20 protein-coding genes are annotated in these 21,193 nt (G+C 49.5%); 10 read left to right on the top strand and 10 right to left on the bottom strand.

Annotated features, from left to right (window positions below; translation table 11 throughout):
- Positions 1-4 precede the first annotated feature (4 nt).
- Together LKE88_RS08355 and LKE88_RS08360 are read right to left on the bottom strand one after the other, a co-directional pair.
- Positions 5-658, bottom strand: coding sequence for an RraA family protein (locus tag LKE88_RS08355; RefSeq protein ID WP_105326465.1), 654 nt, complete (start codon positions 656-658; stop codon positions 5-7).
- A 28-nt stretch (positions 659-686) separates the two neighbouring features.
- The gene (locus tag LKE88_RS08360; protein WP_105326466.1) at positions 687-1,925 is read right to left on the bottom strand and encodes an SLC13 family permease; all 1,239 of its coding nucleotides are present in this window, start codon (positions 1,923-1,925) and stop codon (positions 687-689) included.
- A gap of 370 nt (positions 1,926-2,295) precedes the next feature.
- Between LKE88_RS08360 and LKE88_RS08365 the strand changes: the two genes are divergently transcribed.
- Positions 2,296-3,342, top strand: a complete 1,047-nt coding sequence (locus LKE88_RS08365) for a GntG family PLP-dependent aldolase (protein WP_118286776.1) — start codon at positions 2,296-2,298, stop codon at positions 3,340-3,342.
- A gap of 48 nt (positions 3,343-3,390) precedes the next feature.
- Here the strand turns inward: LKE88_RS08365 and LKE88_RS08370 are convergent, their stop codons facing one another.
- Positions 3,391-4,353: an aldo/keto reductase gene (locus LKE88_RS08370; protein ID WP_276803335.1), complete on the bottom strand. Its 963-nt coding sequence runs from the start codon at positions 4,351-4,353 to the stop codon at positions 3,391-3,393.
- A gap of 420 nt (positions 4,354-4,773) precedes the next feature.
- Here LKE88_RS08370 and LKE88_RS08375 point away from each other — a divergent pair, with 420 nt between their 5' ends.
- Positions 4,774-6,072, top strand: coding sequence for an IS110 family RNA-guided transposase (locus tag LKE88_RS08375; RefSeq protein ID WP_105325814.1), 1,299 nt, complete (start codon positions 4,774-4,776; stop codon positions 6,070-6,072).
- Between the two features lie 160 nt (positions 6,073-6,232).
- On the opposite strand, the gene LKE88_RS08380 is transcribed toward LKE88_RS08375, so the two are convergent.
- From LKE88_RS08380 to LKE88_RS08390, 3 genes are all read right to left on the bottom strand, one after another.
- Positions 6,233-7,033 (bottom strand): aldo/keto reductase, encoded by an 801-nt coding sequence (locus tag LKE88_RS08380; protein ID WP_276803336.1) that lies wholly within the window; start codon positions 7,031-7,033, stop codon positions 6,233-6,235.
- Positions 7,034-7,367: 334 nt separating this feature from the next.
- Positions 7,368-8,330, bottom strand: a complete 963-nt coding sequence (locus LKE88_RS08385; RefSeq protein ID WP_276803337.1) for a 2-hydroxyacid dehydrogenase — start codon at positions 8,328-8,330, stop codon at positions 7,368-7,370.
- Between the two features lie 25 nt (positions 8,331-8,355).
- Positions 8,356-9,357 (bottom strand): hydroxymethylglutaryl-CoA lyase-like TIM-barrel protein, encoded by a 1,002-nt coding sequence (locus LKE88_RS08390; protein ID WP_276803339.1) that lies wholly within the window; start codon positions 9,355-9,357, stop codon positions 8,356-8,358.
- A gap of 116 nt (positions 9,358-9,473) precedes the next feature.
- On the opposite strand from LKE88_RS08390, the gene LKE88_RS08395 reads away from it, so the two are divergent.
- Positions 9,474-10,451, top strand: a complete 978-nt coding sequence (locus tag LKE88_RS08395; protein WP_276803341.1) for a LysR family transcriptional regulator — start codon at positions 9,474-9,476, stop codon at positions 10,449-10,451.
- A 222-nt stretch (positions 10,452-10,673) separates the two neighbouring features.
- Here the strand turns inward: LKE88_RS08395 and LKE88_RS08400 are convergent, their stop codons facing one another.
- Positions 10,674-11,471 carry a carbon-nitrogen hydrolase family protein gene (locus LKE88_RS08400; RefSeq protein WP_276803343.1) on the bottom strand — a complete coding sequence of 266 codons (798 nt, stop codon included), beginning with the start codon at positions 11,469-11,471 and terminating at the stop codon, positions 10,674-10,676.
- 393 nt (positions 11,472-11,864) lie between these two features.
- Here LKE88_RS08400 and LKE88_RS08405 point away from each other — a divergent pair, with 393 nt between their 5' ends.
- The 6 genes from LKE88_RS08405 to citF all read left to right on the top strand — a co-directional run bounded on the left by LKE88_RS08405 (position 11,865) and on the right by citF (position 17,355).
- Entirely contained in the window at positions 11,865-12,767 is a 903-nt protein-coding gene (locus LKE88_RS08405; protein ID WP_158572319.1) for a LysR family transcriptional regulator, read from the top strand.
- A 226-nt stretch (positions 12,768-12,993) separates the two neighbouring features.
- A complete protein-coding gene (locus LKE88_RS08410; RefSeq protein WP_276803344.1) occupies positions 12,994-14,382 on the top strand; it encodes a TRAP transporter large permease subunit in 1,389 nt (462 codons plus the stop codon).
- Between the two features lie 10 nt (positions 14,383-14,392).
- A complete protein-coding gene (locus LKE88_RS08415) occupies positions 14,393-14,617 on the top strand; it encodes a hypothetical protein (protein ID WP_118286785.1) in 225 nt (74 codons plus the stop codon).
- Positions 14,618-14,652: 35 nt separating this feature from the next.
- On the top strand, positions 14,653-14,937 hold the full coding sequence (locus LKE88_RS08420; RefSeq protein WP_118286786.1) for a citrate lyase ACP: 285 nt from the start codon (positions 14,653-14,655) through the stop codon (positions 14,935-14,937).
- The gene (locus LKE88_RS08425; protein WP_199614535.1) at positions 14,934-15,812 is read left to right on the top strand and encodes an HpcH/HpaI aldolase/citrate lyase family protein; all 879 of its coding nucleotides are present in this window, start codon (positions 14,934-14,936) and stop codon (positions 15,810-15,812) included. Before LKE88_RS08420 ends, LKE88_RS08425 begins: the two co-directional genes overlap by 4 nt.
- 4 nt (positions 15,813-15,816) lie before the next feature.
- Positions 15,817-17,355: a citrate lyase subunit alpha gene (gene citF / locus LKE88_RS08430; RefSeq protein ID WP_118286787.1), complete on the top strand. Its 1,539-nt coding sequence runs from the start codon at positions 15,817-15,819 to the stop codon at positions 17,353-17,355.
- A 93-nt stretch (positions 17,356-17,448) separates the two neighbouring features.
- Here citF and LKE88_RS08435 read toward each other — a convergent pair whose 3' ends face one another.
- Genes LKE88_RS08435 through LKE88_RS08445 form a run of 3 tightly spaced genes read right to left on the bottom strand, consistent with a single transcriptional unit; the run spans position 17,449 to position 20,228 of the window.
- Positions 17,449-17,919 (bottom strand): L-2-amino-thiazoline-4-carboxylic acid hydrolase, encoded by a 471-nt coding sequence (locus LKE88_RS08435; RefSeq protein ID WP_118286788.1) that lies wholly within the window; start codon positions 17,917-17,919, stop codon positions 17,449-17,451.
- Between the two features lie 26 nt (positions 17,920-17,945).
- Positions 17,946-18,932 carry an agmatinase family protein gene (locus LKE88_RS08440; protein WP_105326486.1) on the bottom strand — a complete coding sequence of 329 codons (987 nt, stop codon included), beginning with the start codon at positions 18,930-18,932 and terminating at the stop codon, positions 17,946-17,948.
- Positions 18,933-18,992: 60 nt separating this feature from the next.
- Complete coding sequence (locus LKE88_RS08445; protein ID WP_234997689.1) at positions 18,993-20,228, bottom strand: Nramp family divalent metal transporter; 1,236 nt, start codon at positions 20,226-20,228, stop codon at positions 18,993-18,995.
- A gap of 186 nt (positions 20,229-20,414) precedes the next feature.
- On the opposite strand from LKE88_RS08445, the gene LKE88_RS08450 reads away from it, so the two are divergent.
- On the top strand, positions 20,415-21,191 hold the full coding sequence (locus LKE88_RS08450; RefSeq protein WP_118286789.1) for an IclR family transcriptional regulator: 777 nt from the start codon (positions 20,415-20,417) through the stop codon (positions 21,189-21,191).
- Positions 21,192-21,193 lie beyond the last annotated feature (2 nt).

The following is a 21,193-nucleotide window of genomic DNA, read 5'->3' on the forward strand; positions in this document are numbered from 1 at the left end:
CCGCTCACGCTTTCTCAAAATATTTGTAGTTTCCGTTGATATGGGGCAGGCTTTCTCCAGCGTCAATGCGCTTTTTGGTAGCCGGTTCGCCATTTTGTTTGGCAATGGCCCGTTCGCCGTATTCCTTGGCAAACTTGGGATCCACTACGAAAATGCCATCATCATCAGCCACCACCAGGTCACCAGGTTTTACCACTACATTCTGGATAGCAATGGGTACATTGATCATGCCTTCAATACCCAGGCTGCGGGTAGTCAGGGCGCTGACGCCATAGGAATAAATCAAGAGTCCCATTTCCTTCAAGGCTTTCACGTCTGTAATGCAGCCATCAATAATAACCCCAGCCACGCCTTTGGTCTTATAGGCATAGCCCACCAGTTCGCCCAAAGGAGCCCGGTCGTATTCACTGCAAGTATTGACGCACAGCACATCTCCCGGTTTTACCACATCCACGGCCTTATGGATGGCAATGGAATCCATATGGGGCAGCTGCACCGTTACCGCATTGCCCACAAAATGGAAGTTGCTCTGGAAGGGCTTTAGCCCGGTAATGAAACCAAAGTCAGTCATATGACCAATGGTAGAAGGACAAACCTTTTCATACAAATCCAATAGTTCCGGAGTCACACCTTGTACACGTTCATTCAGCAAAAACATTTTTCAAGACCTCCTCAAATTTTCTTCTTTATTTCATAAATTCGTAAAAATACCAGATAATGGTGGAAGCTACCAGCCAAGCCAGGGTTACCAGCGGCAGGCCCACCTTGAAATAATCCTTGATTTCATAGCCGCCGGGTTTCCACACCAGCAGGTTGGGCCCAGTGCCAAAGGGTGTGCAGAACGCCAAGGAAGATGCCACGGCAATGGCCATAACCACACCCCGAGGATCCAAGTTCAGGGATTGGGCGTACACAATGCCCAAGGGCAGCATAATAGCGGACAAGGACGTGCCCATCATAAACTGGGTCAGGAAAGCCGTCAGGCCGGAAATCAAAAGGATTCCCACATAGGGGCTTACGGAAGAGGTATATTGACCCAGGAAACCAATCAGCATTTGGGTTACACCCGTCTTTGCCATAGCGCCGCTCAAGGGGAACACACCGGCTACCAGGAACAGGGTAGGCATACTAAAAGAAGAAATGGCATCATCTACGGTAATGCATTTGGTAACTACCACAATGATACTGCCCAATACAGCAGCCAAATGGAAAGGCATAATCTTGGTAGCCATAGCTACCACCAAAATAATGAAGACCAGAGACGTAATCACCATGCCCCGTTTATCCTTCTTGGCTACCGGCGGTACATCGTCATAACTGGTTTCTACTTCAGGGAGCATTTTGCTGCCAATAAAGTACATATACAGCCCGCCGATAATGGTAATGGGGAGACCTACTTTGGTAAATTCAAAGAAGCCATAGCCTTGATACCCGGCTTTTTCCAAGAGGCCGCTGGCAATGATATGGGGTGTGGTACCCACAAGAGTGATAGTACCGCCCATGGAAGCAAAGAAAGCCAAGGTCATGTAAATCCGGGACAGCTTCACATGGGCCTTTTGGGCCATAGCCCCTACAATGGGCATCAGGCACCCGGTGGTCCCTGTATCGTTCAAAAAGGCGCTCATGCTGGCAGAAACTACCGCCACACTCAGGGTCAGCCGTCTTTCCGTCCTGCCAATCAGGTTAATGATGGTACTGCCGATGGTGTCTGCCAGGCCGGTTTTCATAATGGCCCGTCCAATGACAAACATACTCATAAAGAACATACAGGTTGAATTGGAAAAATCCGAAAAAGCCGTTGCCGGATTCAAAATCCCGGTCAGCGCAAGTATTGTAGGAATCGAAATCCCCACGATAATCGGATCAGCAATCTTCCAATTCAGGGCAATAAACACCCAGAAAAACAATCCAATTACCAACCACATTTGCCAAGTCACTGCAATCTCCTCCCTATTTTCAGCGTTGCTGAAACATTATAATATTATAATATTATATGCTATAAACCTGTTTCAACTTTTTCCTTCTATAGGGAAATGTTCGTATTTTCCTTGTTATTTTTCGTTTTATTTTATACACTCATGTACCTGTTATTTTGTGTATTCTTTTGTTACAGTGCTTTTACACGCGTACTTTTGTCTTTTTAAATTTTACTTTTCTCATTTTCGACACATATAAGTTCGTTTATATGGACAAATATTTATTTCTTTCCTCCCTTTATTTTATTCTTTGCACTTCTCCTATTCTACACTATAATAAAATTGTCTATTTTTTTATTCCCTGTTACGGAGGCCCCCTATGATTGATTTGCGCAGCGACACCTTAACCCAGCCTGACCTGCCCATGCTGGAAACCATCCTCACCGCCCCGGTAGGCGATGACGGACGCATTGACGAAAATGGCCGGGGCGAGGACCCCACGGTAAACAAACTGGAAGACCTGGCAGCTTCCCTTACCGGCAAGGAAGCGGGGCTGCTCTGCTGTTCCGGCAGTATGACCAATCTGACGGCCCTGCTTACCTGGTGCCGGCCAGGAGACCGTGTACTGGTCAACAATCTCCAGCACCTGGACAAAAGCGAGAAAACCGCTTTTTCTCCCCGCTTTGGCCAGCTCCAGCGGGCTACGTACCCTCTGGATGAAGATTTCCAGCCGGACCTGAATGTCATTGAAGACCAATTGAAAAAAGGCGGTATTTCCCTGCTCTGCCTGGAAAATACGCATAATTTCTCTGGCGGCACCTGCATTACGGAAGAAAGCCTGAAACAGATCTACACATTGGCCCAACAGTACCACGTGCCCGTCCACACCGATGGCGTGCGGATTTTTAATGCCGCCCTGCACCTTAAAACCACCGTGGCCCGGCTGTGCCAGTACACGGATTCCGTAGATTTCAGCCTGTCCAAGAGCCTGGCGGCCCCCATTGGCTCCCTGCTCTGCGGCACCAATGCCTTCATCCGGGAGGCCCGGGATACCCGGAAAATGATTGGCGGCGGTATGCGCCAGGCCGGCATCATTGCAGCCCCCGGCATCTATGCCCTGGAGCACAACCGAGGCCGGCTCCAGGAGGACCATGACCACTGTGCCCTGTGCGCTTCCCTGCTCCAGGATTTGAACGTCATCGTACCCCCGAACCCCAAAGCCGTCCAGACCAATATCCTGCTGCTGGATGTCACCCCCACCGGCCTGTCCAACCACGAGTTCTGCCGCAAAGCCAAGGAACAGGGGCTGCTGATTAACCCCATTTTGGATAAATTCGTCCGGATGATTTTCTACAAAGGCATTACCACCGAGGATGTCCGGGCAGCCGCCCAAATCCTCCATACCATGGATAAAAAGTACCGCTAAAGCAAAAAAACTGCGTGACACGAAGTCTGTTCGTGCCGCGCAGTTTTTTTAATACCAATCGTGTTTCTCGTTCCGATTCAGTGCCGCAATTTTCGCCATTTCCTCGTCCGTCAGGCTAAAGCCCAACAAATCCAGATTTTCCCTGATATGCTTGGGATTGCTGGAACCGGGAATCACCACCACGCCCCGCTGGAGATTCCACCGGAGAATCACCTGGACAGGCGTAACCCCGTGGGCTTTGGCAATAGCCGCCAGGGTCTTATCCCCCAGTAGTTCCTGGTTATGGCCCCGGCCGCCCAACGGATACCAGCCCTGGACCGTAATACCCAATTTCTGGATATAGGGTACCACGTTCGGCTCCTGGTAATAGGGATGGATTTCGTTTTGCACCAGGGCCGGCGTAATCTGCACCTGGGGCAGGAATTTCTCCAGCTCCGCCTGGTACCAGTTGGACAAGCCAATGGAGTGGATTTTCCCCGCTGCCACCGCCTTTTCCATAGCCTGGTAGGCTTTCACGTCCCCTTCCCCGGGATGGTGCAGCAACAGCATGTCGATATAGCCAATATTCAGGGTATTGAGCGCCTGGGTAATGGCCGCCTCCGGGTCCCCATACTGGCTGGGATACAGCTTGGTAATCACAAAGATTTCCTCCCGGGGCACCCCGCTGTCCCGGATAGCCCGGCCCACTGCGGCCTCGTTGTTGTAGGCGTAAGCCGTGTCGATCAGCCGCCCTCCTGCTTTGAGGAAAGTGGTAACGGAATCGTAGCACACCTGGTCGCTGAGGGAATAGGTGCCCATACCCATAATGGGCATTTTATAGCCGCTGTTGAGCGTCACCATGCCAGCTTTCAAATCAAAATGGCCGGGATTGGTTTCCCCAGCCGCCGTCTTTTCTCCGGCCGCAGGCGCAGCCGCCTTGCTGCCAGCCGAATTTCCCTGGGTCGTTTGGCCACAGGCCGTCAGCCCCAGCACCAGCAGCAGCGTCAGGGTCATCGTTAAGAGTTTTTTCATGCTATGCCTCCCCTCGTATGATATGTATGTGAGTTATTAAAAACAGCTCACATACATATTTTTTGTGCGTATAGCGGTAAGAACCATTCGGAGAATTTTCCTCTTCCGGTTTCCCGTCTATACAATCTGAAGCTCTGTAACAAAAGGTTTTCCCATGGTACGATATCAGTAGAGTCTGATGTCCGGAGGCACTGCTATCTCCCCTTGCAGCCAGTTCGTCTGTGTCTGCTCCCTTTAGCATGCGGCCCAGCTCATGAAGCATTACTCCGCTAACACAGAAGTTGCATCTCCTGCCTTAGCACCAGCAAAAAGGCTGACAGGATGAATGCTAATTGCGCGAGGTTGCGGTTACTTCATGATGCCTGGGATAAACCTTTTGCTCAGGCTTCACAAATCTGATCTGGGAAGGAGGATGATATCATGATTAAGATCAACACTTTGTCAACTTTATACGTCGGTATTGATGTAAGTTCAAAATCCAATGTTGTCTATGCCATGGACTTTGAACAGAATAAGCTTCTTTCTGATTCTTTCCCTAATAATCAGCCTGGCGCTGAAAAATTGGCGAATGCTATCTGTAAATGTATGCTTTCTCATCGAAATCTAAATACTATCGTTTTCGCATTAGAATCCACCTCCATGTACAGTATTCATATTGCCAATTTCCTGTCAGCCAGCGAAATTCTCATGCCTTTTCATCCGTATGTTTATTGTCTCAATCCAAAAATCACAGCGAATTACCGAAAAACTTTTATTGGCCTTTCCAAAACTGATTCAACGGACGCATATATCATTTCTGATTTAGCTCGGGTTGGCAAAATCAAGAGTTCTCCCTGGAGAGGCAGTCAGTTTCTTGCACTCAAGCGTCTGACACGGCACCGACTGCACCTCGCTGAATGCATCACAAGAGAAAAGACCTACATGATTTCCAATCTGTTTCTTAAATTTAGTGAACTGGAGATTTTGGATCAGGAATCACAGCCCTTTAGTAACATTTTTGGGACCACTTCAGCTGCCGTTTTGACAGAATTCTTTTCTGTACAGGATATTGTGGATGCCAGCGAAGAAGAGCTCCTACAATTTCTGGCAAAAAAAAGCCGGAATCGCATTACAAACTTAGCTGAAACCTCTAAATTGCTAAAAAAGGCCGCCCAGGATTCCTATCGTCTTGATAAGCGTGCAGCTGAACCCCTGACAATCGCTCTGGCCAGTTCGTTCAACTGTATTGAGTCTTACAAGAAGGAAATTAAGGCAATTGATCATGCTATAGAAAAGACGGTCAAGGGCGTTAATCCTAACGCCTACATGATTCTACGGTCCATTCCTGGTATTGGACCAGTCTTGGCTGCTGGCATTCTCGCTGAGATTGGTGATATTTCCGCTTTTCGCTCAGCTGATTCGCTAGCTAAATACGTTGGACTTACTTGGCGCAAGAGCGATTCAGGCGACTTCGTGGCCGAGGAAACACCCGTTTTCAGAACGGGTAACACATATCTCCGTAATTATATTGGAGAGGCTGCAAACAGTGTCCGAAGATACATCCCTGAATACGCAGAGTATTACGCCAAGAAATATGCTGAAGTGCCAAAGCATCAGCATAAAAGAGCACTCGCGCTTGCATCTCGTAAATTAGTACGACTCGTTTTTGGTTTGCTGGTCAAAAACCAACTGTACGCCGGCGGAAAGTTGAACGCCGAACAGAATAACGATTTCAAATAGCACCCGTTTTTTTGAAGCAACATCGGGTGCAGGTGAAGTGCGCCCTTTTTTTGATTAATACATAGAATATCTTAAAAAAAATATGCTTGACATATTACCAGAATGCTAAATGACTTGTCAGCCCAAGACGACCGGGATTCTGCCCGGCCCGTCAAGGTCCTTAATACCATCCAAACAAGGAACGGCCTTCGTTCAACGTGCTAAGCTGGGCCATATCCTCCGGCGTCAGCTGGAAATCCAAACAATGCAGGTTCTCCTCCATACGCTCCCGGTGCACCGATTTGGGAATTACGGCAATCCCGTTCTGGAGCAGATAGCGCAGCGCCGTTTGGCCGGCCGTCTTGCCGTATTTTGCCCCAATCTGGTTCAGCAGCGGCTGGGCAAAGATATTACGCCGCCCCTCGGTAAAAGGCCCCCAGGACTGCATCTGCGTGCCCTGGCGGTCCAGCTGTGCCTTGAGCTCCAACTGCGGATAATACACATGGGCTTCCACTTGATTGACCGCAGGCACCAGCCCACACTGTTTCAGGAACCGGTCGTAATCTTTAGGTTCAAAATTGGAGATGCCAATGGCCCGAACTTTGCCTGCTGCATAGGCTTCCTTCAGGGCCTCGTACATTTCCAGCGCCTGCTCGTAAGGTTCATGAATCAGCAGCAGGTCAAGGTAGTCCGTTTGCAGTGCTTCCAGGGATTTGGCAATGCCTTCCTTGGCCTTTTGGTAGCTGCAGCTGGGACGATAGAGCTTGGTGGTAATAAAGACGTCTTTCCTGGCAAGGCCGCTTTCCCGTACTGCCTGCCCCACAATTTCCTCGTTCCCGTACATTTGGGCCGTATCGATGAGACGATAGCCCACCTCCAGTGCCGTTAGAATCACCTGTTTGCCGGCCTCGCCCCGTACATCCCAGGTTCCAAAGCCTACTGCTGGCAGCTTCACCCCATTATTCAGCGTAAAATATTCCATTTCGGCCCCTTTCCCTGCGGTCCTGCATTCCCCGGCTCCTTTCCCTGTTGGGAAAGCACGCCCTGAAAGCGTTGCCGCCGTTTTGCACGCAGCTGCCGGGAGAGCCAAACCCGCTCCCAGGCGCCAGCGCACACTTCTCATTTTATTATAGAACCTGCTCTGCAAAATTTAAAATAGCTATCCGTCATTTTCCATTATGCTCTGTGCGAATGATACGGTTAGAAGCCTCAGCTGCGTCCCGCTCCCCCACAGCCTACAAAAGAGACTGCCTGGCACGAAAACTTCCTGCCAAGCAGTCTCTTTTGATAAAGGAGGAGTGTTTTTTATTTCAGTCTTACTTTGCCGGATTTACCACATATTTCGGTGCTTCTCCATTCGCCAGCCGCTTCAGATTTTCTACAATCATGGGCATAATGGAATCGGAGATATCATTGGTGGTGCCGCCAATATGGGGCGTTACCACAATGTTGGGGTCGTGGAGCAGCGGGTTCTCCTTGGAAATGGGAGATTCCTCGGTGCAGTCCAGACCAGCGCCATTCAGTTTACCGCTCTTTACAGCTTCCACAAGCACGCTGTCGTCCACAATGCCGCTCCGGGCGGTATTGATGACAATAGCGCCGTCCTTGACCTTCTTGATATTGTCAGCGTTCAGCATATGCTTGGTGCCGTCGGTCAGGGGTACATGGTAGGTAATCACATCGGAAGTGGCCAGCAGGGTATCATAATCCACATAGGTCATATGAAAGGCTTTTTCCATTTCTGCCGGCAGCCGGAACGGATCATAGTACTGGGTGGTGGCACCAAAGACCTGTACCTTCTGGGCCACCTGACGGCCGATGTTGCCGCCGCCTACAATCCCCACCACCTTGTGGTTCAGGGAGCTGCTTTGGGCCGTATACAGTTCCCGGCTCCAAACCCCTTTCTGGAGTTTCCGTTCATGGCAGATCAGTTTCCGGCCCACCGCCAGCATCAGCATCACCGCCAGTTCGCTGACCGCATAGGCATTGGCCCCAGGCGTATTGCACACGTCCACGTTCTTTTCCCGGGCTGCTGCCACGTCTACGGCATCATAGCCCACGCCCCAGCGCATAATCATTTTCAGCCGGGAAGAGAAGCGTTCAATCACCGGGCGCGGCATCTTCAGGATCCGCAGCACAATGGCGTCCACATCATTTTCCTTGGCAAATTCTTCTTCGGTCACCACGGCCCGGATATTGATGTCCGTGCCCTTTACCATAGCCTGCATTCTTTCCAAAGTTCCTGCAGGGAACGTCCCTGCCAGCAGTACTTCAAACATTCCATTTACCTCCTTAGTCCCCAGCTTATGCCTTGATTTCCCCAGCCACCTTGCGAATCAGGTCTTCAGACGGATTCTTCCGGTCAATAACCGCCGTATGCACCATCAGCTGGTACAGGTTAACGCCCGTTTCTGCTGCCACCTTCTTGAACAGGGCACTCTTGGAGGAGTGCAGGCCGGTAATGCCCAGTACCAGGTCAAAGGGCGTAATGGGGTTATGGTAATCATGGTCCTTCTTCATGATGGGTTCCAGTTCATCGTTGATGAATTGCAGCAGGCTGTACAGGTTGATATGCTTCAGTTCCCCGTATTTTTGCAGCACCGCAATACCCGCTTCCGTAGGCAGATTCCCAGCGCTTCTAGCCATGCCCATAAGGCCGCCGTCCAGTACGGAAGCGCCGCCCCGGTAGGCAGCCAAGGCATTGGCCGCAGACAGGGCCAGGTTGTTGTGGCAATGGAAGGCGATGGGAATGCTTACGCTCTTGGTCAGCAGTTCTACGGTCTTTTCCACTTCGTCCGGCAGCATGCAGCCCGCAGAGTCCATAATGGTAAATTCATCCAGGCCAGCCGCTTCCAGTTTCTTGGCGGATTCTGCCAGTTCTTCCGGAGAAACGATGTACGCCTTCATAGCAGAATAAAACGCCTTCATGCCGTTCTTTTTGATGACCTTAATGGGTTCAATAGCCAGATCCGGTTCATCGGCATCCACGCCCACCCGCAGGAAAGCCAGGTGATTGGCAGCAGCCAGTTCCACGTATTTTTGGCGATACCGTTTGGCATTCAGGAACATCCCCACCTTACCCGTAGCCGCATACGGCTGCATCAGTTCCAGATACTTTTCATCCGTTTCCGCCTTGGTGAAACCAGCCACTTCGTAGGCCCCAATGCCGCCGGAGTTGCCCATTTCAATATAGTCCACATTGCAGTCAATCAGTGCTTTCAGCATCATAGAAGTCAGATTGGCATCAAAGCCCTTGCCCACCACATTGCCGCCGTCACGTAACGTACAATCCAAAATTTTCAACATAGGAAATAGCCTCCCAGTACTTTTCTTTTATCTGTATTTACGGTATCATATTTTTAAACAATGATAAAACAGTATTTAATTGCAAAATCGACAGCTATCTGATTGTGGAGGAAAGTATGAGCTTACTAGGTTTTGAGTATTTCGTAGAAGTTGCCAAAGAAGGCAATATCTCCAAGGCAGCGGAAAAACTGTACATCAGCCAGCAGTCCCTGAGCGCCCATATCAAACGCCTGGAGAACCAGTACGGAGTCACCCTGTTTGAGCGGAAACCCGCCTTCCGCCTCACCCCTGCCGGGGAAGCCATGCTGTTCTACGTCCAGCAGATGCTGCAGGAAGAAAAGGACATGACGGACCGCTTTGCAGACCTGGTCCAGGGCCACTACGGCACCCTGCGCATTGGCGCCTCCCGCCAGCGCAGCGAAGCCTTTTTCGGGGACATCTGGGAACGGTACCAGGAAAAGTATCCCCATATTGAAGTCCAAATTAAAGAATACAACAGCGACCGTCTCCTGGACATGCTGCGCACCCACCAGATTGACCTGTGCGTGGGGCTGAACGTGCCAGAGGCCCGGGATATCCAGTTGGAACCCCTGGTGGAAGAACACCTGTGCTGCGCTCTGAGCAAGTCCCTGCTGCTGCAGTACCGGCCGGAAACCGGAGAGCAGGACTACCAGCACTACCTGAAGGAAGGCGTGGATCTCCTGGAACTCCAGGATCTCCCCTTCTTCCACCGGCCAGAAACCAACCAAATCCGTGTAGCCATTGACCAAATGTACGCCGCCCACTCCATCTACCCCCACCACGTTTTGGAAACCAACAACCAGCGCCTGATGCTGCGGCTGGCTCCCTACGGCGTCTGCGTTATTACCCCCATTTTCCTGTACCTGTGCTGGCAGAGCCAGAGCCTGGCCTTGGGCATGCCCCAGATTGTAAAGCTCAAGGGAGACCTGCCCTCCACCAAAGTCAGCATCGTCACCCTGAAAAGCCAGCCCCTGCCCCAATATGCCCAAGTGATGCTGCAATTAATTCGGGAGGAGTTCGGCCGGTATAAGAAAATCATTAACCATTTGGGAGATTTCCCGTTGATTTCGTAAGTGCAAAAACAACCATTCATGCGGCAACGCTGGAGCTTCCAGTATTGAAATGATAAAAATCGAGATTTTTATCATTTCAACCGGGAAAGCGGCAGGTGAGAACCAAAAAACGCGATTTTTGGTTCTCACCTGCCGCCCAGCAATAGAAAAAAGCATCGCTGGAAAGGACTAGACCCTTCCGGCGATGCTTTTTTATTTATGCAGTTATCCAGCGTTTTCCGCTTATTTTACCAGATATACGTCCGGTCTCCGGTTCTTGAAGGAGGGGAGCTTTTTCCGTACGCTCTTGATCCGGTCGGTATCAATCCGAACAGGAATCAATTCTTCTTCTTCACTGCCGCCGCCCACGGATACGCCCATAGGATCTACGGCAATGCTTTCGCCCAGATAGGACGGGCCGCATTGGTCGCAGGCCAGCACGTACACCGTATTTTCTACGGCTCTGGAAGTAATCAGGGTCTTGAAATGCAGGCTCTTCAAATCCCCTTTAGCCCAGGCTGCCGGCATAATGATAATGTCAGCCCCTTTGGCCGTCTGGTCCCGGGCCACTTCCGGGAAACGGATTTCATAGCACAGGAACATCCCAATCTTGCCAAAAGGCGTCATTACCGGGTTGAACAGTTCATTCCCCGGTTTCGTGTCAGCAGATTCCTGGTGGCCAAAAGCATCATACAAATGGGTCTTTCTGTAGGTACCTTTGATTTCCCCGTTGTTGTCCACCATAACGCTGGTATTGTAGTTCCGGTCATCATTGTCATCATGCACCGTTTCGTTCATGCCAAAGACCATCCAGACCCCGTATTCCTTGGCCAGCTTTCTCATAGCCGTAACAAAGGGACCATTGATAGGCTGGGATGCAGAAAGAATGGTCTTCCGATCCGTTCCTTCCGGATATTGGAACATAAACCGTTCCGGGAATACCATAAAGTCCGGGTTATATTGGGCTTTTGCATCTTTAATTGCCTGTTCTGCCTTCTCCAAATTATCTTTAGGATCTGGAAGCGCTTGTAATTGAGCCATCACAAATGTACTTTTCATATTGTTAGCTTTCCTCCCTCAACGCGATTGATTTACGCCATCTTTCTTAATTTTTCCACACTTTGCCGGTTTCGTCAACCAATAAATTATTTATATTTTGACTATTTGGAATGGACGGTTCCTATAAGAGAAGCTTTTCCTTCTTAACTGTACTCCTAGCCCTCACGCCGTACGTCCAGCCTGCAATGCCAGCGCTCAAGTCCCGTATGAAATGTAATAACTGTGACTTTTTTCACCGCAATAAGGACTCCCTAAGACTTCTATACCTAGATTTCTTATTGTTACACCATCCCCTTCTCTGCTACAATTGTATTGACACCAATCGATGTAATGTCATCAGCCTTACAGCAGGGAACCCAATCCAGGGAGGAAACCATGGATAATCGTGATTTATTGATTTTGAAGTATCTCAGTGATTTTAAGAACATCACCAAAACTGCCAATGCCCTATTCATGTCCCAGCCGGCCCTGACCAAGCGGATCAAGCATATGGAGAAGGAACTGAATACGCAGCTGGTAGAAAGCAGCAACAAGGGTATCACCTTAACCCCCACGGGCATTGAAGCAGCCCTATTTGCAGACGATGCCTTAAACCGTTTTGACCAACTGACGAAACGGCTGGCCGAAATCGACAACAAAAATCTCAGCGTGCTGCGGCTCACAGCGCCCAACATCATCTGCGAATATTATCTGCCTTCCATCATCCGGAAATTTAAGAAAATCCACCCTAAGGCACGCTTTCTCATTACCATGGCCCCCAGCAGCAAGGTGGTTTCCCTCATGAACAACAACCAATGTGACTTTGGCTTTTTGCGCAATGATTTTGGCTGGGATGATGCAGGCATGCTTCTGCTGACCACCAACCACATTGTAGCAGCCTGCCGCCAACCCTTTGCCCTAAAAGATTTATCCCATATGAACCGGGTAGCCTACACCACGGATGCCTATTATATGAAGATGCTGGATTTATGGTGGAGCAATAACTTCTCTACCCCTCCCCATATTGATGTCCAGGTCAGCAGTTTGGACCTGTGCTGTGAAATGGTTTTTCAGGGCTTGGGTTTTGGTCTGTTGCCTTCCGTGCTGATTCCCAAGGATCTTCCCATCCACCAGCTAGTACTTAACGATAAAGATGGAAAGCCCATACAGCGGCATACTTATTTGATTTTCAAGGAAAAAGAAGTAAACTCTCGTATTAAAAAGGATTTTCTTGCCTTTATCCAAGAGCATCCCTTTGAAAGCTTTCTTTCCCTTCACGAAGCAGCCAAAGAAGTTTAGTTTTTACAAGCTACAAATTGCTATTATGCAGCGGATATTCTCCGCTGCCTTTTTTATGTCTAAACACTCCTCGTTGTCGCACTTACAATAACCAGCAGTTATGATGAATATACAAACATACCATTATACAATTTTTTAATATTCAGATAAGATGAAACCATCAAGTTAGTTTGGTGCGCGCCCAAGCTTCGATAAAACAGATTTTAGTTCTGAAAGGAGCAGTAATATGAGCAGCATGATTGGTCTTGGCATTATTTCCCTGGTTCTTTATGTTGCCATCATCCTGGTTCTCAACGTCGGTTTGAAACGGCGGGCTTCCGAAGCCATGATGTGGTCTTATCTGGTCATTGTCGTTGTCGCAGGTCTTTTTTCTAAACATTCCATTGGTGCCGTCTTTAAAGACAGCTTTTCCTACGGGATCCATGCCGAAGTGGTTTACGCCGCCATGGCATTCGTTTTCATGTCCTACCTGATGGAAAAAACCGGCGTTATTATGCGCTTGGTTAATATCTTAAACAGCGTTATCGGCCGTTTTGCCGGCGGCAGCGGCTACGTTTCCACCATCGGTTCTGCCCTGTTCGGCATGGTTTCTGGTTCCGGTTCCGGCAACGCCGCAGCCATTGGTTCCATCACCATTCCCTGGATGATGCAAACCGGTTGGTCCGTAGAACGGGCTACCTTAATCTGCGCTGGCAACGCCGGCATGGGCATGATTTTCCCACCTTCCACCTCCATGCTTTTGCTTTTAGGTATGGACAGCATTGCTTCTGAGCTTTCTGGCGGCACCTTGTATGTGGCTCTGCTGGGCGCTGGTGCCATTATTCTGGCCTACCGGTTGGCCGTTGTCTATTACTTTGCCAAAAAGGATGGTCTGAAACCCATTCCCAAAGAACAGATTATTCCCTTTGGCCGGGCCCTGAAAGAAAATGGTTCTTCCCTCCTGATTTTCCTGGGCGTTTTGGTACCCCTGATTTTCACCATGGGTCCCGTAGGGGATTGGGTCAAGGCAACTATGAACGCCTCTTTCCCCAAAGCCTTTAAATCCATTTCCATTGTGTTCTGGATTCCCATTTGTATGTCCATCTTTACCATCATTGAAGGCTGGAGCCATCTGCCCCACACCATTTCCGGCTGGAAAGAACTGATTGAAGAATCCATTGGCCGCTATGCCGATGTGGGCATGCTGCTGTTCACGGCCTTTGCTGCTTCCGGTGTACTAAACAAACTGGGCATGACGGAAGAAGTCAAAAATATTTTTGCCCACTTGGGAGCCTATTCTCCCTTCCTCGTCATTGTCGTTATCGCCATTCTGATTACCATGATGGACGGCCCGTTCTCCGGTACTGCTACCACCAGCGCTTTGGGTGCTGCCGTATATGCAGCCCTGCGCTCCATCGGCCTGCCGCCGGTAGTTTGCTGTGTTGCTTTTCTGAACCTGATTTCCAATGAAGGTGCCATTCCTCCCAACGCTGCGCCCCTGTACATTGCCAGCGGTATCGCAGGGCTGGAAGACCCTTCCAAGATTTTCAAGCCCATCTTGATTTACTTTGTATTCCCCATTATGCTCATTGCCATTTTGATTATGGCTCGGATCATTCCGGTTATTGGTGCGTGAGGTGACTAGCATGGAAAAAACGTTGAAAGCTTTGTGTGCAGAAGTATTCCTGATCACCATGCCCCTGTTCATGCTTTTGGGCATCATCATTGTATTGGTACAGCTCGTTTCCATTTTCATGGGCAATGGCAGCCAACTGGTCTACATCAGAAAGCTGCTGTACCCTTGGGCATCCAATGCATCCAGTTTGTGTATGTTTGCAGCCTTTATCTACAGCTATGTAAAAAAGGCCTGACAATAGTTCCAACTTGATAAGGAGGCCATGTTCTCATGGAATTTACAGACAAAATGGTCACGGCTGGCAGCAATGCCAAGCATGATCTCCTGCTGCGCCTGGAACTGGGCGGAACCACCCGGGAAATTGAGGTGCACAGCAAAGTAGAAAAAAAATTTGGTGACGCCATCCGCGCTGACGTAAACCAGGTCCTGGATGAGTATCAAATCCAGGGCGCCAAAGTAGAAGTGGAGGATTTGGGAGCCTGGGATTTCGCCATCCTGGCCCGGACCGAAACCGCCGTCAAACGTGCTTTGAAAAAAGAGGAGGCGGCAAAATGATCAATTCCCTGTACAGAACCATGTTCTTTGTCCCCGGCAACGCTCCGGGAAAAATTGCCAAGGCCGAGATTTATGGTGCCGACTGCCTGATTTATGACCTGGAAGATGCGGTTTCCATTTACGAAAAAGATGCTGCCCGGGACCTGCTGTGCCGCTTCTTGAAGGCCCACCGTCCGGACTGCCGCATTGGTATCCGCATCAACGGCCAGGATACGCCCTACTATGAAGACGACGTCAAGGCCCTGGTTCCCTTAAAGCCCGACTTTCTCCGGTTGCCCAAATCGGAAACCAAGGAGAACATCCAGCAGTTGGATGCGCTTTTGACCCAGCAGGAAGAACTGGCTGGCATTCCCGTAGGAACCATTAAGATTGCCGCCACCATTGAAACAGCTCTGGGCGTCTACAACGCCTATGAAATTGCCACCGCCTCTCCCCGGATGTTTGCCATTGGCCTGGGTGCAGAAGACTTCCGCACCGATATGCGCATGAGCCGCCGGGAAGATGCCCAGGAAATCCTGTTCGCCCGGAACCAGATTTCCCTGTGTGCCCATGCCGCCAAAGTCATCCCCATGGATTACGTCAACAGTAATTTCAAGGATCCGGAAGGCTTCAAGGCCGATGTGGCCTTTGGCAAAATGCTGGGCTTCACCTGCAAGTCCTGCATCCATCCCAACCAGATTCCCCTGGTGCATGAGGTCTATACCCCTACGGATCAAGAAATTGAACACGCCAAGAAGGTAGTAGCCGTATATGAAGAAGCTATGGCCAATGCTTCCGGCGTAGTTGCCCTGGACGGCAAAATGATTGATATGCCCATCGTAACCCGTGCCAAGGATACGCTGGCCTATGCCAAGGCTGCTGGAAAAGAGGTTTAAACCCATGAACGAAAAAGCTATGGAAATCATTCGTGCTGTACCCGGTTGGGAGAATAAGGAGGCCTTTGCCGGCGCCTATGCCTGCCAGCCTAAGACACAAAAGTTGGCCCCACGGCCATTAAAGACCTTCCGTCCCGGCCAAACCAAGGTGCATGACCTGGGCTATATTCTGGACGCCATTGAGCTGAAAGATGGCATGACCATTTCCTTCCACCATTGCCTGCGCAATGGGGATGCAGTAATGCTCTACATTGTTGACGCCATTGCCAAAAAAGGCATCAAAGATTTGACCTTGTCCGCCTCGTCTTTAAGCAAAGTCCAGGACTGCCTGCTGCCCTACTTTGAAGCCGGCGTCATTACGGCCGTAGACACCAGCGGTGCCCGCAGCAAACTGGGCCAGTTCATCCAGCAGGGCAAGCTGAAAAAGCCCGCCATCTTCAGAACCCATGGCGGCCGTGCCCGGGCCATTGAAACTGGCGAACTGCACATTGATGCAGCTTTTATTGCAGCTCCGGCCTGCGATACCTACGGCAATATCAACGGGGTTGAAGGTGCTTCTGCCTGCGGTTCCCTGGGTTATGCCATGCCGGATGCAGAATATGCGGACCATGTAGTTGCCGTCACCGATAACTTGTCCGACCTGCCGTTGGATTACGTCAGCATTCTCCAAACCCAGGTGGACTACGTGACTACTGTAGCATCCATTGGTGACCCTGCCGGTATTACCACCGGGTCCATTCGGGTCAGCAAGAACCCTGCCGAACTAGTGATTTCCAACTATGCGGCCCGGGTTATTGCTGCCACCCCCTATTTCCATGACAACATGGTATTCCAGTTTGGCAGCGGCGGTATCGCCATCTCCACGGCCGGTTATATCCGCAAGGAAATGCTGGAAAAGGGCTATACAGCCGCGGCCGGTGTAGGCGGAGTTTCTGGCTTCCACGTACAAATGCTGAAGGAAGGTCTGATCAAGACCTTCTATGATCCCCAAGATTTTGACCCCGATGCCATTACCTCCCTGCGGACGGATATCCGGCACCACGAAATTTCTGCTTCGGCCTATGCCAACCCCTTCAGTGCCTGCCCCTACGTAAATATGCTGGATTTCACCGTGCTCAGCGCCACAGAAATGGACGTGAACTTCAACGTAAACGTGCTGACCGATTCCTATGGCAAACTGCTGGGGGCTCCCGGCGGCCATCCTGATTCTGCGGCCGGTGCCAAAATGACCCTGATCACCATGCCCCTGCTCCGGGGACGCCTGCCCATGCTCCTGGACCGGGTAACCACCATTGTTACCCCCGGCGAATCCGTGGACGTGCTGGTAACCGATTACGGCATTGCCGTGAATCCTGCCCGCCCGGATATTGCCGACTGCCTGAAAGGCAAGGGCCTGCCAGTAACTTCCATCGAAGCCCTGCGGGAAAAGGCAGTGGAACTCTCCGGTCATGCCACTCCGCTCCAATTGGGAGACAAAATCTGCGGAGTTGTAGAATACCGGGATGGCAGCATTATCGATGTAGTAAGAAACCTAGAAGACTAAAATCACTTACCCTCCAGAAAAAATTTAGAATAGAATGAAGAACGGCTCCAGCCGCACCCTCGTGCAGCTGGAGCCGTTCTTCGTTTTCCAATCTTACTTCTTTTTCCTAAAGCAGAAAGTGCAATGCCCATCTTTGTACATGATGTGGTCATGGATGCATTCCATATCCTCATTGTAGCCTTTGACAATGGCCGGATCGATATTCTCGCAGTAAATGCGGCCATATTTCTCCTCTCCGGCGTCTATCCAGGTTTGGGCAAATACGCAGCGGTCAAAATCCTGATGGATTTCATCCGGCGTATATTTGGTTTCAGCACCGAACAGCTCACTGCGTTCCATATCGTAACTGGGCAGATAAGCTTCCAGATCATTGGTTTTACCGCTTTGGGCTGCACGATGGGCAATATCCTTGCCTCTGGCAACGCCCCATTCAATGACGGTTTCTTTCAGTAAGTCCAGACCTTCTGCACCGTATTTCTTCTCCAGGTTTTTAGCCAGGATAGAGAAGAACCGGGCAAATAGGACAAACATATTCACGGGTTTGTCCACTTTTTCCATTGCCATTTATACTCCCCCTATTACAGTACTTCTTATTTCTTATGGTTCAAACGGTATTCCGCCAGCCCATTCATAAAGTACAGAGCAGCCCAGCAGCCCACATGAGAAGCGGTTTGCAGCGTACCATTTTCCGGATAAATTTCCACAAAGTCCAGGGAAGAAGCACCTGCCAAGCCAGCTTCATGCACCATCATCAAAAGTTCAAAGCTGGTCAGGCCTGCCATATCTTGCGGGCCTTGGGGCATAAAGGCAGCATCCAGGCTGTCAGCGCAAATAGTAACATACAGCACATCCGTATCTTTAGAAGCAATTTCAATGGCTTTCTTGATAGAGGCTTCCCAACCATTTTTCTTTACTTCAAAGCAGGGAATTACGGTAGCACCAAACTTCTTGGCATTTTCCCGTTCTTGTTGGTGATTTCTGGGTCCCCGGATACCAATATGCACAATCTTGGTGGCATCCATGTTAGGATCATTGTACAGACGGTAGAAAGGAGAACACCGGGACAGGTCATCGTCACCAAAAGCATTGTAGTTATCCAAATGGGCATCGAAATGCAGAACTCCTACACGTTTGGGATGGCGTTTGGCCAATTCACTGATGGCCGGATAAGCAATACCATGGTCGCCGCCAAACAAGATGGGAACAGCCCCTGCATCCACAATTTCACCGTACCGTTCCCGAATCTGTTGGAAGGTGAAGTCATAGTTACCGTTTTGTACAGCACAATCGCCATAATCTCCAGCCTTCAATACGGATAAGGAATCCAAATCGAAGTCAGGCAGATAACCAGTGTAGCGGATAGAAGCTGTACGGATGGACTTGGGACCTTCTGTGCAGGAGGAATAGCCGCCAATGGTGCAGCCGCCTTCCCAAGGCACACCCAGGACTGCCACATCCACCTTCTTCAAGTCTTCTTTCTTTTCCAGAACGGACAGATTCAAAAAGGACGGAACCCCGCTATAGATATTGGTGGGCAAAAATGCAGGATCGTAGATACAAGGTTTGCTTTCTTTCATCTAAGAACATCTCCTTTTATTAATAGAACACCATTCACAATATATGCAATGTGTTTTTACTTACATCAGGCTGACCACACTGCTCAGACCTAGCACCAGGGAAATTCCAAAGATGCCAACACCCAAGACCGTTTCCAGCTTGCTGTTAACAAATTGGCCCATAATCCCATGACGGCAGGTCAGATAGATGGTAACGCCTACCACAACTGGCAGGACTATGCCATTGACCATTTGTGCTGCCATAATTAATGCAATCGGATTAAAACCCATACCAGCAACAACGATACCGGTAATCAGCACCAGGAAATTGGTGATGGTGTAACGTTTGTCAGAACGATCAGTTTTCCATTTGAATAGACCAGCCAATACGTAGGATACACCCATAGGAGTGCAGACAGCAGATGAAACGCCGGCGGCCACCAGGCCAATAGCCATAAACGGTTCAGCCCAAACTCCCAAGGTAGGGCGCAGCTGAACAGCCATATCCATAGCATTCCGAACTGGCATGCCGTACATCACCGTAGCAGAAGTTACCATAATGGCACCGGTAACAATGCCGCCGATGATCATAGGAATGTTGGTACCAAAACGGCACAGCGGGAGTTCATCCGTAGAATGCCAAGTCCGTTTGGCAGAAGCTGCATGAAGGAACATGTTGTAGGGGACTACTGTAGTGCCAATCAGGGATAAGCAAGTCATCAGTCCACCCTGGGGAATATTAGGCACGCAGCCAGCCAGCAAATCTCCGACGTCTGGTCTCACCACAATCATGGTTACCAGGAACACCACAGCCATAATTACTACGCAGATGCCCAAAAGTTTTTCCAGATACTTCACAGCGTCACCAGCAAAGCTCAAAATCAACAAGATGCACAGACCCCAAATGGGAGCAATAATGCGGGTGGAAACGCCGGTTAAGGCGCTGATGCCAATGGCAGTACCCGTCAAGTCACCGCTCATATAGGCAAACCCGCCAATGGTAATGGCTACGGCCACCAAGCCGCAAAGCAGATTTCGTAAAAGAGGACGGTCTTCAAAATCTTTCACTAGATTTTCCGCCAAGCCCATTTGGGTTACAATGCCCAGGCGGGCAGCCATTCCCTGCATGACCATAACTGCAATCACCGAGAAAATTACGCACCAGAACAAGCTTAAGCCGTAGTCCGCACCGGCTTTAGTAGAACTGGTAACCGTGCCCGGTCCAATAAAGGATCCTACAATAAGGAACCCAGGTCCCAGTGATTTCATTTTGTCACTGAGCGTGTACTTCTTTGCTTCTGTTTGCATGTTCGTCATGCCTCCTACTCCCCTCGATTAACTACCTGCAACTCATAGTCGTTTTCTCTGTTTTGACTACATTGTCGTTTTTTATGTTGCATTGTAGTTTATGCGTAGAGTTATACCACGAATGAAAATGATTTGTCAACAATTTTCATTCGTGGTACTCTAGTAGCATCAAAATAGAAGGCAAAAGGAGCCATTATGGAAAAGAAGTTACAAAAACCCATCCAATCCGTAGAACGTGCCATTAAAATCTTAGATTGTTTTTCTCTTATTACCCCCAGTCTTTCCTTAGCTTCCATCAGTGAAATGACGGGACTCAACATCAATACTACCCGAGGCCTGGTGAATACTTTGGTAGAAAATCAGCTGCTCCTGCGCGATGCTGATACAGGCAATTACAAGTTGGGCTTTTATTTTGTTTCTAAAGCATCCATGATTCATGAGGACATTAATCGTTATATTAGATTATTCAAGCCACTTTTGGATGAAATTGCCACGAAATATCATTTTTCCACCAGCTTGCAGATGGTTTATCACAATCAAATATTTAGTATCTACTGTGCCTATCCTACCAAGGCCGCTTACTACATTGTTATGTCTGAATATACGGATTTGCCGCTCAGTGCTACCAGTTCCGGCAAATTATTACTGGCCAATCAGATTTCTCATGGCCGAAAAAACATATTGGACAATTTCGACTATCACGCTTACACCATTAATACCATCAAAACGAAGGATCAACTGTTATGGCAGTTGGAGGACATTGCCCGCAAGGGCTACGCCACGGAGATTGAGGAATTTGTTTATGATGTGGGCAGCCTTGCAATTCCGTTATATGATGAACTCGGTCGGCTCAGTTTCACTGTGTCCTCAACTTTTTTTGTTAAATATTTGCTGAATGTCAAAGATGATTTACTAAAGGATTTCCAGCGGGCTGTAGAAATCTGGAATACGACCCTGCATAAGGAGGTTTAAAA

Origin of the sequence: Acidaminococcus hominis (assembly GCF_022484025.1) — a bacterium.
Taxonomy (GTDB): domain Bacteria; phylum Bacillota; class Negativicutes; order Acidaminococcales; family Acidaminococcaceae; genus Acidaminococcus; species Acidaminococcus hominis.